Raw genomic sequence first — 13,643 nt, 5'->3', positions numbered from 1 at the left:
TCGAGGAGGACCCATGAGATTCGAGCACCTCGGGGCAGCGCCCCGCATCCATCCGGATGCCGTCGTGGCGTCGACGGCCGTGATCAGCGGCGACGTCGAGATCGGCGCCGACTGCCAGATCCTGCACGGCGCGGTGATCACGTCCGAAGGCGGGCCGGTGACGCTGGGGTCCTCGGTGATCGTGATGGAGAACGCGCTCGTGCGGGCGACGTCGACCAACCCCGTGCACATCGCCGATCACGTGCTGGTCGGTCCGATGGCGAGCGTCTCGGGCGCGACGATCGAGGAGGAGGTGTTCCTCGCGACGGGGACGCGCGTGTTCAACGGCGCGCGCGTGGGGGCCCGGAGCGAGGTGCGCATCAACGCCGTCGTCCATCTGCGGACGACGCTTCCTCGTGACAGCGTCGTGCCGATCGGCTGGGTCGCCGTCGGCGATCCGCTGCAGATTCTCTCGCCCGACCGGCAGGAGGAGATCTGGGCAGCCCAGCGGGAGCTCGACTTCCCCGGATACGTCTTCGGTCTCGACCGCGAGACCCCCGACCTTCTGGTGCAGCTCACCGAGCGATACGGGCGCTCGCTCGCGCGGCACGCCGACGATCGCCGCGTCGACTGACCCTCCGGCCGGCCCGGTGGACACAACTCCTCAAGATTCGTGGCGCACGGGCCCGGGGAGCGGGGTTACGGGCCGATCGTGAGGAGTTGTGCACGGTAAGGGCGGGCGGTGGGGCACCGAGCGCGACCGCTCAGCCGGTGTTCTGAAGGCCCGCCGCCACGCCGCTCACCGACAGGAGCAGCAGCCGCTCGTGTTCGGCGTCGCGCGGGGCCTTCGCATCGGCATCCCGCAGAGCTCGCAGCGCGCGCAACTGCAGGAGCGACAGGGCGTCGACATAGGGGCTTCGCATCTTCACCGCGCGCTGCAGCACCGGCTTCGTCGCGAGCAGTTCGTCTCCGCCGGTCACACGGATGGTCCACTCCCGGGTGAGACGCATCTCGGCCATCACGAGATCGGCGAGGTCGTCGCGGTCGCCGAGGTCGAGGTAGTGGCGTGCGATCCGCTCGTCGGCCTTCGCCAGGCTCATCGCGACATTGTCGATGAGGGTGCGAAGGAGCGGCCACTCCCGATAGCCCGCGCGCAGGCGCTCCTCGTCGCCCACGGCATCCAGCGCGGTGCCGAGCCCGAACCAGCCGGCGAGGTTGATGCGCGCCTGCGTCCACGCGAACACCCAGGGGATGGCACGGAGGTCGGCGAGCGACTCGACCGAGAGGCCCCGTCGCGCCGGGCGGGAGCCGAGCGCGAGGGCGCCGATCTCCTCCATGGGCGTGACCCGCGCGAACCACGGCGCGAACCCTGGCGCCTTCACGAGCGAGAAGAAGCGCTCGCGGGAGGCGGTGTCCATGGTCGCCGCGACGTCGGCGTAGCGCTCGGCGGCTGATCTGTTGCGCTCCTCGTTGGAGGGCGAGGAGGCCAGGAGGATCGCCGCGCCGACCTGATCGATGTGGCGCATCGCGATGGCGGGATCTGCGTACCGGGCGAAGATCACCTCGCCCTGTTCGGTGAGTTTGAATCGTCCGTCGACCGAGTGGGGCGGCTGGGCGAGGATGGCGGAGTTCGCCGGTCCGCCGCCGCGCCCGAGCGCCCCGCCCCGGCCGTGGAACAGCGTCAGCTCGATGCCCACGCGCTGCGCCCACGCGGCGATCTCCGCCTGCGCCTCGTACAGGGCGAGGTTCGCCGCGACGGGGCCGACGTCCTTCGAGGAGTCGGAGTACCCCAGCATCACCTCGAGGCGCCGCCCGGTGGCATCCAGGCGGGCGGCGAAGTCGGGATGATCGACGATCTCCGCGAGGATCCCCGGCGCCGCCCGCAGGTCGGCGAACGTCTCGAACAGGGGGATCACGTCGAGGACGGGGGGTGTGCCGTCCTCGCCGACGGCGTACCTCGCGAGGCGATGGACAGCGGCGAGGTCGTCGGCGGACTGGGTGAAGGAGACGATGTAGCGCCCCGCCGCACGCGGGCCGAAGCGCTCCTGGATGAACGCGATCGCCCGGAACACCTCCAGCACCTCCTCGGCGCGCTCGCTGCTGGTGCCCGCGTCGAGCTCCGCAAGCACGGCGGCGTGCACGGCCGAATGCTGGCGCACCTCGAGCTCGGCGAGGTGGAATCCGTAGGTCTCGACCTGCCAGAGAAGCTGCTGCAGGTGCCCGTAGGCCTGCCGGGCCGCGCCGGCGGATGCGAGCGAGTCCTGCACGATCCGCAGGTCGTCTCGCAGATGCTCCGGGTCGCGGTAGGCGAGGTCGGCGTCGCGCGTGCGGGTCGCGGCGATCTTCCTCGCGAGAAGCAGCAGGATGCGGCGGTGCTGTTCGTCCGGCGACCGTTGGGCGATCTCGGCGGCTGCCTCCTCGTCCGCGGCGCGCAGACGCTGCCACAGCGACACCAGTGCTCTGCTCGGGGGAGTGGAGGCGGCGTCGAGGGTCAACCCGCGCCCGATCCGCAGCGCCGTGCGCTCGAGTCCGCGGAGAACGTGGTCGCTCGCGATCGCCGCGGCCTTACGGGTCACTGTGGCGGTGACGAACGGGTTGCCGTCGCGGTCGCCGCCCACCCACGAGCCGACGCGTACGAAGGGGCGCACCAGCGGAGGCCGCGCGCCGCGACCCTCCTCCTGAAGCGCATCGTCGACCCGGCGGTACACGTGCGGCACGGCGGTGTAGAGCGTCTCGTCGAACACCGCCATCACCGCCCGCACCTCGTCGGTGGGCGACGGCTTCTCGGCGCGCAGCGGCGCGGTGCGCCACAGCACGTCGATCTCCTCGAGCATGCGGCGCTCGGCCCGCCGCTGGGCGGTTCCGGCACGCTCCGACGCGTCGTACTCGTCAAGCAGCTCGGACAGGCGACGGATGCTGGACGACACGGCCCGACGACGCGCCTCGGTGGGGTGAGCGGTGAAGACGGGGTGGAAGCGCAGACCTTGCAGGCGGGCGAGGGCGGTGTCGTGCCCGACCTCGTCGGCCAAGCGGGAGAAAGCTGCCGCGATCGAGTCCGTCGCATCCTGCGAACCGGGGCGGCCCTCCCGCTCGCGCAGCGTCCGCACCCGCTGGTGCTCCTCGGCGAGGTTCACCAGGTGGAAGTAGCACGTGAACGCCCGCGCGACCTCGTCGGCGCGGGCGATCGTGAACCCGTCGGCGATGCGGGCCGCTCGTGCGAACGCCTCGGCGGTCTCGTCGGTGTACGCGTGGATCGTCGCGGTGCGGAGGCGCTCGACGTCTTCGTAGAGTCCGGGGGAGCCGCTCTCCTGCAGGACGCGGCCCAGGAGCGCCCCGAGGAGGCGGACATCCGCGCGCATCTTCTCGGGGAGTTCCTGCCCGGCTTCGAAGCGTCCGACGAGGTCGAGCGCCTCTGTCTGAGTGAATTCCTGCACCCAGACAAACTATCGGCGCGCGCCGGCTTCCCTCGCCACACCGGATGCGGCGGCGTGACACCGTAGGCTGTGTCCCGGGTGTGCCGGGAAGTCTGGTCGGCGTCTGTCCGACGACCCCGAAGGTGCCATGTCTCTCCTGCGATCCGCTCGTTTCCCCGCTCTCGTGCTGCTGACCGCCGCAGCTCTCGGCCTCTTCATCGCCAACTCGCCGGCCGGACCGCTGGTCGAGGAGATCTCACACTTCCCCATCGGCATCCCAGGGGTGTTCGAGCTGTCCGTCGACCACTGGATCGCGGACGGTCTGCTGGCGGTGTTCTTCTTCGTCGTCGCCGTGGAACTGCAGTACGAGTTGACGAACGGTCAGCTGAACTCGGCGCGCCGGGCCCTTCAACCGGCGATCGCCGCCGCTGGCGGGGTGGTGGTGCCGATCGGCATCTTCCTGTTCTTCGCGGCAGGTTCCGACAGCGCACGGGGATGGCCGATCCCCACCGCGACCGACATCGCCTTCGCCCTGGGCGTCCTCGCCGTCTTCGGCCGGGGCCTGCCGCCGGCAGTGCGCGTTTTCCTCCTGGCGCTGGCGATCCTCGACGACATCGTGGGGATCGTCTTCATCGCCGTGCTCTTCACGCAGGAGGTGAACGTGCTCCTTCTCGTGGCCGCGGTCGTCGCCGTGCTCGTCTTCGCCCTGGTCAGTCGCCGTCTCGGCGAGGGCCGCGACGGGCCACGCGTCATCGTGCTGGTGCTCCTGGCTCTGACGACCTGGGTGCTGGTCTATCTCTCGGGCGTGCATGCGACGATCGCCGGCGTGGGGTTGGGGCTGGTGATGGCCCAGCAGCCTGCCCTCCGGATGCGCCACCTGCTGGAGCCGTGGGTCAACGGTGTCGTGCTGCCTCTGTTCGCGTTCGCCGCGGCGCTGGTGGTCGTGCCAGCCGTCTCCCCGACGCAGCTCTCGCCCGCGTACTGGGGCGTCCTGGTGGCGCTCCCCGTGGGGAAGATCATCGGCATCACTCTGTTCGGGTGGATCGCGCAGCGTGTGGCCGGCACCGGTGTCCGGCTGCCGGTCGCCGACGTGCTGGCCGCGGGCGCCCTGGGTGGGATCGGGTTCACCGTCTCGCTCCTGCTCTCGGAACTGGCGTTCGGCGGTTCGCCCGAGCTTCGCGACCAGGCGACGCTGGGCGTTCTCGCCGGCTCCGTGTCGTCGCTCGTCCTGGCCGCACTCCTCGTATCGTGGCGGGCATGGCACTACCGGCGAACGGCTCGCGCGACGACGTAGGCGACGGCCCCGACCCTCTCCGAGAGGCGGCGCTGACGATGCGGACGGTCCGTGACCGGTGCGTGTGGACGCAGCAGATCGATCACCGCGACCTGGTGCCGTACCTCGTGGAGGAGAGCGCTGAGGTGATCGACGCTGTCGAGGCGGGATCGCGCGCCGAGCTGCGGGAGGAGCTCGGCGATCTGCTGTGGCAGGTGCTCTTCCACGCCGAGATCGCCTCCCGCGACCTCGACGACCCCTTCGACATCGACGACGTCGCGCGCGGGCTCACGGAGAAGATGGTCCGGCGGCATCCGCACGTCTTCGGCGACGCAATCGCCACGACGCCGGAGGAGGTTCTCGTCCACTGGAACGCCGCCAAGGCGGCGGAGAAGCACGCTCGTCGAAGCGTGCTCGACGGCGTCTCGGATCATATGCCCTCCCTCGCGCTCGCTCAGAAGCTCGTGGGCAAGGCCGCGCAGGTGGGCGTTCCCGCGGGACGCGGCGACACCGACGAGATTCCCGGCGGTGTCGTCCGTGTCGTCCGGGCAGCCGTGTCGCGCGACGGGGACGACGCACTCACCAGCGAAGCCGAACTCGGCGAGGCGCTGCTCCAGCTCGTCGCGGGCGCGGCGCGGAACGGGTGGGACGCGGAGCGGGCGCTGCGCGAACGGCTGCGGATGCTGACGGCCGACATCCGCTCGACCGAAGCCGCCGCGCGCGGACTGGAACAATAGTCCCGTGCCCTCCGTCACCCCACCGCGCGGCATGCGCGACTTCCTGCCCGCCGACAAGGCCCGTCGCGAGCGTGTGCTCGCCGTCATCCGTGAGCGCTACCGCGCGCACGGGTTCGACGAGATCGAGACCCCCGTCATGGAGGAGTACGCGCGGCTGCACGCCGGCATCGGCGGCGACAACGAGAAGCTCGCCTTCAACGTGCTCAAGCGCGGGCTCGATGCCGACGCCGTCCGCGCCGCCGCCGACGACCCGGCGGCGCTCACCGACCTCGGGCTCCGCTACGACCTCACGGTGCCGCTCGCCCGCTTCTACGCCAGCCACCGCGCCGAGCTGCCCGCGGTGTTCCGTGCCGTGCAGATCGCCCCGGTGTGGCGCGCCGAGCGTCCGCAGAAGGGCCGCTACCGCCAGTTCGTGCAGTGCGACATCGACATCATCGGCGACGCGACCGCCCGTGCCGAGGCCGAGCTCATCGTCGCCACCCTCGACGCCGTGGACGCGCTGGGGCTGGAGGGCGGCAGCATCCGGATCAACGACCGGCGAGTGCTGGACTGGATGCTCGACGCCTTCGGCGTGGACCCGGGCGCCCGCCCGGGCGTGCTCATCACGCTCGACAAGCTCGACAAGAAGGGTCGCGCCGGCGTCGTCGAGGAACTGGCCGACAACGGACTCGACGCCGCGGTCGTCGGACGCATCGACGACTATCTCGGGGGTCTCCTCACCGACCGCGACGGTGTCGAGTCGACGTCCGCGTCGATCCCCCTCGACATCGGCGCCATGCGCGAGGCCCTCCCCGCCGCGGCGACGCCGGCGCCGCTGGACTCGCTCGTCGCCATCGCCGCGGCGGTCGCCGCCGCACGCTCCGGACCCCTCCCGCTCGTCTTCGACCCCTTCCTCGTGCGAGGGATGGGGTACTACACCGGCACGATCTTCGAGCTCGCCCACCCGTCGGTGCCGTATTCGCTCGGCGGCGGGGGACGCTACGACGGCATGATCGGGCGCTTCCTCGGCACCGACGTCCCGGCCGTCGGCTTCTCGATCGGGTTCGAGCGCATCGCCGATCTGGTCGCCGGACGCGAAGACGCGGCATCCGCAGCGATCGTGCTCGTGCACGATCGCGACATGCCCGTGGCCGAGCTGGTGGCGATCAAGGCGGCCCTGGTCGCCTCGGGAACGCGGGTACGCCTCGAGCAGCGCACGAAGAACCTCAAGGCTCTGCTGGAGCGGGCGGCGGCCGACGGCTACACCTCGTTCGCGACGGTGTCCGCCGGTGCGGATGCCGCCGCGCTGGAGGTCCGCCCCCTCGACTGACCTCGAGCACGCGGCCGGTGATTCACCGCGGGTTCACCTGGACCCGCTGGAGTCGGGGCGTGCAGAAGCGGCCAGCTCGGGCGATGCGCGTGCCCCTCGTCGTGAGCGGCGCGGTCGCGGGGGCGGCACTCCTCCTCGCCGGAGGACGAAGCGTGCTCCAGCGCCAGGCGGCACTCGCGCGACAGCGCATCGGCAAGCCGCTCGGTGAGACAGCGGTGGACGCCGACCGGGTGTGGCGCCGACGCGAAAGCGGTACGCCGCTGAACCTGCTGATCCTGGGCGACTCCATCGCGGCGGGTCTCGGGGCGGACAGGCGCAAGGACACGCTCGGCGCCCGGCTCGCCAAGGGTCTCGGACGTCAGGCGCGGCGCCCGGTGCGCCTGCGCACCGCCGCCGTCGTCGGGTCGGAGTCCGCCGCGCTCGCCGCGCAGATCGACGGGCTCCCCGACGGCTACCGTCCGGATGTCGCGGTGGTGGTCGTCGGAGGCAACGACGTCACGCACCGGATCCCCGTGGCCGTCGCCACGGCGCACCTGGCCACCGCCATCACGCGACTGCGAGAAAGGGGCGCCGCCGTCGTGGTCGGCACGTGCCCCGACCTCGGAGCGCTTCGCGCCGTGCCGCAACCGCTGCGCTCTCTCGGCTCGCGCATGTCCCGGACGCTCGCGGACGCGCAGGCGCAGACTGCCGAACGGCTCGGCGCGTTCGCGGTCTCGCTGCGCCGAGCCGTCGGCCCGTTCTTCGCCGCGGCTCCGGAGGAGATGTTCAGCCTCGACCGGTTCCATCCGAGCGCCCTCGGATACCGGCGCACGGCGGAGGCTCTGCTGCCGGCGATCCTCACCGCTCTGTCGGCGGGGACTCCGTCCGTCGGCAGCGAAGCATCCGGATATCGCAGCGAAGCGACGCCTTGACGGCGGAAGCGGGCGCCGATTAGCTGAGGCGGTGCCCGAACTGACGCCGGAGTCCTCCCTCGCCCTCGACCGCTACCTCACCGACACGCTCATCGGGTCGGACCCTGCCCTCGACCAGGCGGTCGCCGACCAGGCTGCGGCAGGCCTCCCCGCCATCGAGGTGGCACCCCTCAACGGCAAGCTGCTGTCTCTTCTGGCACGCATCGCCGGCGCCCGCCGGGTGCTGGAGATCGGGACCCTTGGCGGCTACTCCACGATCTGGCTCGCGCGGGCGGTCGGGGCCACCGGTGCGGTCGTGACGATCGAGGCCGAGCCCGCGCACGCCGCGGTCGCCCGACGCAACCTCGAACGCGCCGGCGTCGCCGATCGCGTCGAGATCCTCCAGGGCATCGCCGCCGACCTCCTTCCCGCTCTGGCCGGCGGCGACCCCTTCGACTTCGTCTTCATCGACGCCGACAAGGAGTCCAACACCGTATACCTCGACTGGGCCGCGCGCCTGGGCCGACCGGGCACGGTCGTCGTGATCGACAACATCGGGCGCTCGGGCGCCGTCGCCGAGGCCGACAGCACCAGCGCGCAGGTGCAGGGTGTGCGGCGCGGGCTCGAGATGCTCGCGTCCGACGCGCGCTTCGACGCCACCGCGCTGCAGACACTGGACCGCAAGGGCTGGGACGGGATCGCGGTGGCGCTGGTGACCGATCCGGCCCTGTGATCGCGACCACGCTTCACTAGACTCGACGCGGACCGACGACGCTCCGCACACCTCACACCCAGCAACCGAGGGAGTCCTTCGTGGCACTTATCGAGGCCGTCAACGCACGCGAGATCTTGGATTCGCGCGGCAACCCGACCGTCGAGGTGGAGGTGCTCCTCGACGACGGCATCGTCCAGCGGGCGGCAGTCCCGTCTGGCGCATCCACGGGCGCCTTCGAAGCGTACGAACTGCGCGACGGCGACAAGTCGCGCTACGGGGGCAAAGGCGTGCTCAAGGCCGTCGCCGCGGTCGTCGACGAGCTCGGCCCGGCCCTCGAGGGTGTCGAGGCGAGCGAGCAGCGCATCGTGGACGAGATCCTCATCGAGACCGACGGCACGGAGAACAAGTCGCGCACGGGCGCGAACGCGATCCTCGGCGTGAGCCTGGCCGTCGCCAAGGCGGCCGCCGACAGCGCCGACCTCCCGCTGTTCCGGTACCTCGGCGGCCCGAACGCGCACCTGCTGCCCGTGCCGCTGTTCAACGTCATCAACGGCGGCGAGCACGCCGACAACGGCATCGATTTCCAGGAGTTCTTCCTCGCGCCGATCGGCGCGGACACCTACGGCGAGTCGCTTCGCTGGGGAACCGAGGTCTATCACGTTCTCAAGGGCGAGCTGAAGGCGGCCGGGTTCGCAACGGGTCTGGGCGACGAGGGCGGTTTCGCTCCCGATCTGCCCAGCAACCGCGAGGGCCTGGACTTCCTCGTCCGCGCGATCGAGAAGGCTGGCTTCACCCCCGGTCGCGACATCGCCGTGGGACTCGACGTCGCCGCGACGGAGTTCTACTCCGACGGCGTCTACACCGTCGAGGGCAAGCCCTGGAGCGTCGACGACCTCATCGGATACTTCACCGACCTCGTCGCGAACTACCCGATCGTCACGATCGAAGACGCGCTCGCCGAAGACGACTGGGACGGCTGGAAGTCGCTGACCGACGCCATCGGCTCGAAGGTGCAGCTCGTCGGCGATGATCTGTTCGTCACCAACCCGACGCGCCTGGCACAGGGCATCCAGCGGGGGGTGGCCAACGCGCTCCTGGTGAAGGTCAACCAGATCGGCACGCTCTCCGAGACGCTGGACGCCATCGCGCTCGCCACGCGCTCGGGCTACGCCTCGATGCTGTCCCACCGCTCCGGCGAGACCGAGGACACCACGATCGCCGACCTCGCCGTCGCGGTCAACGCCGGTCAGATCAAGACCGGCGCGCCCGCTCGCAGCGAGCGCGTCGCGAAATACAATCAGCTTCTGCGCATCGAGGAAGAACTGGGCGACGCGGCGGAATTCGCCGGCCGCTCGGCGTTCCCGCGATACACCGCGTAACAGCTCGACGAGAGGGGGGAACCGTGGCCAGACCGACGGTTCCCCCCTCTCGCACGTCCGGCCGCCCCGACCGCGTCGACGTGCGCGGCTGGCTCGGCGGCATCCGCCTGTCGGGTTTCATGGTCATCATGCTCGGCCTCGTGGTGCTGGCGGCGTTCGTGCTGGTGCCCACCGTCGGCACCTACGTCGATCAGCGTCAGCAGATCGCCGCGCTCGAGCAGGCCGTGACGGTCAGCGAAGACCAGGTCGCCGAGCTGGAGTCGCAGCGGGAACGGTGGAGCGACCCGGCGTACATCACGACGCAGGCGCGGGAGCGGCTGTATTACGTGCGCCCCGGTGAGGTGGTGTACCTCGTCGACAACGACCTGCCGGCCTCGCAGCAGCCGCAGGAGGAGGCGCCCGTCAGTGACGAGGTCGCACAGACCCGCACCGATTGGATGTCGCAGCTCGTGCGCTCGGTCGCCACGGCCGGCCTCGCCCAGACGGCGACTCCCAGCCCGGGCGGGTAGCCTGGCACGGTCATGAGCACGCCTCCTTTGCCCTCCGCGACCGATGCCGATCTGGCGGTTCTCCGGGAGCAGCTCGGGCGTTCGCCCCGCGGCGTGGTCGGGATCGCGGCCCGCTGTATCTGCGGCAACCCGGTGGTCGTCGCGACCGCGCCGCGCCTGGATGACGGCTCGCCCTTCCCCACGTTCTACTACCTCACTCACCCCGGTGCGACCGCCGCGATGTCGACGCTCGAGGCCGACCACGTCATGCGTGAGCTCTCCGACGAACTCGAAGCCGACGCAGAGCTTCGAGAGGCCTATCACCGCGCCCACGAGGCGTATCTGCGCGATCGCGCCGCGTACGGCGAGCCGGAGGAGATCGCCGGGATATCCGCTGGCGGCATGCCGACGCGCGTGAAGTGCCTGCATGCGCTCGCCGGTCACGCGCTGGCGGCCGGCCCCGGAGTGAACCCCATCGGCGACCGCGCTCTGGCGCGGTCGAGCTGGTCGATCACGCGCTGCGCGTGCGCCTCCCCCGGGACGGCCGGATGAGGCGGATCATCGCGGCGACAGCGGCACTCGCCCTCACGGCCGTGCTGAGCGGTGCGGCGGTGGTTGCCGACGACCCGACCGATCCCGTGCGAGCGGGGGAGTACTGGCTCGACCAGTACGGGATCCGTGAGGCCTGGAACACCACGCGCGGAGCGGGCGTGCGGATCGCCGTCATCGACACCGGGATCGGGCGCAACCCCGTCGAATTCGCCGGCGTGGTGGACGGAACCGATGTGTCGGGGCTCGGCAGCCCCGACGGCCGGAGCCCCGTCGGCGGCGGGAACGGCAACCACGGCAGTTGGGTCAGCTCGCTGGCCGCCGCGCGGGGGACCACGCCCGGCCGCGGAATGATCGGGGTCGCACCGGAGGCCGAGCTGATGTCGATCTCGATCGACATCGAAGGCACCGTCGTCCCGGTGAAGGATCAGATCGTCCAGGCGATCCACTGGGCCGTCGATCACGGCGCCGGCGTGATCAACATGTCGTTGACGACGAACACGCTGGAGTGGGACCCGTCCTGGGACGAGGCGTTCTCGTACGCGTTCGCGCACGATGTCGTCATCGTCGTGGCCGCCGGCAATCGGGGGAGCGGCACCACGCGCGTCGGAGCACCTGCCACGATCCCCGGCGTGCTGACGGTGGGCGGGGTGGACCCCGACGGGGTGGCCAGCGTCGGGGCCTCCACGCAGGGCATCACGATCGGTGTCTCCGCGCCCAGCGAACGTCTCATCGGCGTGTCGGCGGACGGCACGCTCGTGCAATGGAACGGCACCAGCGGGGCGGCCCCGATCGTCGCCGGGATCGCCGCGCTGGTGAGGTCGGCGCATCCGGACCTCGACGCCAACAATGTGCTGAACCGCATCATCCGCACGGCCAAGCCCGCGCCGGGCGCCGGTTCTGGACAGGACCTGCTGTACGGATACGGCCTCGTCGACGCCGCGGGCGCGGTGAACGCGCAGGTCTCCGCCGTCACCGCGAATCCGATGGGAGACCTCGCCGAGTGGATCCGGTTGTACCGACGCGCCGACACCGTGCCGGTGCCGCAGCCGTCGTCGGCCCCCGTTGAGATCGAGGCTCTCCCGCCGGCAGACGCCGTCACGGAGGCCGGAAGTCCCCTTCTTCCGTCCGCCGATACGCTCCGCTTCGGCACCCTCCCGCTGACCGCCGCCACGGTGGCGGCTATAATGGTGATGCTCGGCCTCACCGCTGCTGCCAGGCGAATCCGATTGGCCCGCGAGTCTCGCACGCCGAGTAGCCCATCCACCTAGGAGCCCGTCCCACCGTGACCACCACCGTGCCCCGAATTCTCATCGTCGGCGGCGGCTACGCGGGTTTCTACACCGCGTGGAAGCTCGAGAAGCTCCTCCGCCGCGGCGAGGCCGAAGTCACGATCGTCGACCCGCTGCCGTACATGACGTACCAGCCGTTCCTCCCCGAGGTCGCCGCCGGGTCGATCGAGGCCCGCCACTCGGTGGTTGCCCTCCGTCGTCACCTCGAGCGTACGTCGGTGCTCGCGGCCAAGGTCACGGGCATCGATCACGCACGCAAGGTCGCCACGCTCACCCCCGTCGCCGGCGAGCCGTGGGAGCAGGAATACGACCAGATCGTCGTGACCGCCGGCGCCGTCTCGCGCACCTTCCCGATTCCGGGCATCGCCGACAATGCGGTGGGACTGAAGACGATCGAAGAGGCCGTTTACATCCGCGACCAGCTGCTCACGAACTTCGACAAGGCCTCGGTGCTGCCCCCCGGGCCGGAGCGCGAGCGCCTCCTGACCGTCGTCGTCGTGGGCGGCGGTTTCGCCGGCATCGAGGTGTTCGCAGAGCTCCGCTCGTTCGCTTCGTCGCTGCTGAACAAGTACCCGTCGCTGTCTTTCGACGAGACGCACTTCCACCTCATCGAGGCGATGGGGCGCATCATGCCCGAGGTGTCCCTCAAGACCAGCGAGTGGGTCCTGAGGGATCTCGCCAAGCGCGGCGCCTACGTGCACCTCGACACGCAGGTCACCGGAGCCGTCGGCGGCAACATCGAGCTGTCCACCGGCGAGACCATTCCCAGCGATCTCATCGTCTGGACCGCCGGGGTGATGGCGAACCCGACCGTGGTGCGCGGCAGCGACCTGCCGGTCGAGGAGCGCGGGCGCATCCGTACCCGCCCCGACCTGCGCGTGGGAACGGCCGAGGAATTCGTGGCGGGCGCCTGGGCCGCGGGCGACGTCTCGGCCGTCCCGGACCTCACCGGCGGTGGTGTCGGCGGGTACTGCGTGCCGAACGCGCAGCACGCGGTGCGCCAGGGGAAGCTCCTGGCGAAGAACATCGTCGCCGTGCTCCGGGGCGAGGAGCCGAAGGAGTACGTCCACAAGAATCTCGGCGCCGTCGCCGGACTGGGCCTTTACAACGGTGTCTTCCAGTCGGGGAACCTTGCGCTCAAGGGGCTCATCGCCTGGTTCGCCCACCGTGGCTACCACGGCCTGGCCATGCCGACGTGGGAGCGCAAGCTTCGCGTGGTCGGCGGATGGGTGGCGAACTTCTTCCTCGGACGTGACATCGTGAACCTCGAGGCCGTCCAGACGCCGCGCTACGTGTTCGAGGAATTCGCGGCCCGCCCGCGGCCGCCGCAGCCCGCCTCCGTCGAGGCGAAGAAGCCCGCCGCGAAAGCGACGAAACCGAAGGTGCCGAAGGTCGCTGCCGGGGGCTGACCGCTACGGTGGGAGCGGAGCATCCGCCCCCGTAGCCCAATGGCAGAGGCAGGCGACTTAAAATCGCTTCAGTGTCGGTTCGAGTCCGACCGGGGGTACCGCGGATCACTGCCCGATGCGTGTGAGCATCACATCGGCCAGGACCGCCTGGCGACGGCGAGCGTGGCCCCTGAACCGTCCCCGCTCGCGCGGCGTGGCGGACCCTCCCGC

Annotated in this window: 12 protein-coding genes and 1 tRNA gene; 12 read left to right on the top strand and 1 reads right to left on the bottom strand. The window is 70.9% G+C overall.

The features are described 5' to 3' along the window. Positions 1-13: 13 nt before the first annotated feature. Entirely contained in the window at positions 14-613 is a 600-nt protein-coding gene (locus ACTU3I_RS15920) for a gamma carbonic anhydrase family protein (RefSeq protein WP_442926688.1), read from the top strand. A gap of 130 nt (positions 614-743) precedes the next feature. On the opposite strand, the gene ACTU3I_RS15915 is transcribed toward ACTU3I_RS15920, so the two are convergent. Continuing rightward, positions 744-3,413, bottom strand: coding sequence for a phosphoenolpyruvate carboxylase (locus tag ACTU3I_RS15915; protein WP_442926687.1), 2,670 nt, complete (start codon positions 3,411-3,413; stop codon positions 744-746). Positions 3,414-3,540: 127 nt separating this feature from the next. Here ACTU3I_RS15915 and nhaA point away from each other — a divergent pair, with 127 nt between their 5' ends. The 11 genes from nhaA (at position 3,541) to ACTU3I_RS15860 (ending at position 13,531) form a co-directional block, all read left to right on the top strand. Continuing rightward, positions 3,541-4,686 (top strand): Na+/H+ antiporter NhaA, encoded by a 1,146-nt coding sequence (nhaA, locus tag ACTU3I_RS15910; RefSeq protein ID WP_442926686.1) that lies wholly within the window; start codon positions 3,541-3,543, stop codon positions 4,684-4,686. Further along, entirely contained in the window at positions 4,650-5,402 is a 753-nt protein-coding gene (locus ACTU3I_RS15905) for a MazG family protein (RefSeq protein WP_442926685.1), read from the top strand. Before nhaA ends, ACTU3I_RS15905 begins: the two co-directional genes overlap by 37 nt. Positions 5,403-5,433: 31 nt before the next feature. Beyond that, positions 5,434-6,711, top strand: coding sequence for a histidine--tRNA ligase (locus tag ACTU3I_RS15900; RefSeq protein ID WP_442926837.1), 1,278 nt, complete (start codon positions 5,434-5,436; stop codon positions 6,709-6,711). 83 nt (positions 6,712-6,794) lie between these two features. Beyond that, entirely contained in the window at positions 6,795-7,622 is an 828-nt protein-coding gene (locus tag ACTU3I_RS15895) for an SGNH/GDSL hydrolase family protein (protein ID WP_442926836.1), read from the top strand. Positions 7,623-7,653: 31 nt separating this feature from the next. Further along, positions 7,654-8,334, top strand: coding sequence for an O-methyltransferase (locus ACTU3I_RS15890; RefSeq protein WP_442926684.1), 681 nt, complete (start codon positions 7,654-7,656; stop codon positions 8,332-8,334). Positions 8,335-8,414: 80 nt separating this feature from the next. Then, a complete protein-coding gene (gene eno, locus ACTU3I_RS15885) occupies positions 8,415-9,695 on the top strand; it encodes a phosphopyruvate hydratase (protein WP_442926683.1) in 1,281 nt (426 codons plus the stop codon). A gap of 23 nt (positions 9,696-9,718) precedes the next feature. Continuing rightward, positions 9,719-10,204: an FtsB family cell division protein gene (locus ACTU3I_RS15880; protein WP_442926682.1), complete on the top strand. Its 486-nt coding sequence runs from the start codon at positions 9,719-9,721 to the stop codon at positions 10,202-10,204. Positions 10,205-10,216: 12 nt separating this feature from the next. Further along, positions 10,217-10,735, top strand: coding sequence for a DUF501 domain-containing protein (locus tag ACTU3I_RS15875; protein ID WP_442926681.1), 519 nt, complete (start codon positions 10,217-10,219; stop codon positions 10,733-10,735). After that, positions 10,732-12,003 carry a S8 family serine peptidase gene (locus ACTU3I_RS15870; RefSeq protein WP_442926680.1) on the top strand — a complete coding sequence of 424 codons (1,272 nt, stop codon included), beginning with the start codon at positions 10,732-10,734 and terminating at the stop codon, positions 12,001-12,003. Before ACTU3I_RS15875 ends, ACTU3I_RS15870 begins: the two co-directional genes overlap by 4 nt. Before the next feature lie 26 nt (positions 12,004-12,029). Further along, positions 12,030-13,433 carry an NAD(P)/FAD-dependent oxidoreductase gene (locus tag ACTU3I_RS15865; RefSeq protein ID WP_442926835.1) on the top strand — a complete coding sequence of 468 codons (1,404 nt, stop codon included), beginning with the start codon at positions 12,030-12,032 and terminating at the stop codon, positions 13,431-13,433. A gap of 25 nt (positions 13,434-13,458) precedes the next feature. Next, positions 13,459-13,531, top strand: a tRNA-Leu gene (locus tag ACTU3I_RS15860). The last annotated feature ends 112 nt before the right edge of the window (positions 13,532-13,643 follow it).

Source organism: Microbacterium sp. RD1 (genome assembly GCF_052220165.1).
In the GTDB taxonomy this organism is placed as follows: Bacteria; Actinomycetota; Actinomycetes; order Actinomycetales; family Microbacteriaceae; genus Microbacterium.
This window is presented reverse-complemented; position numbering and strand designations above follow the sequence as displayed.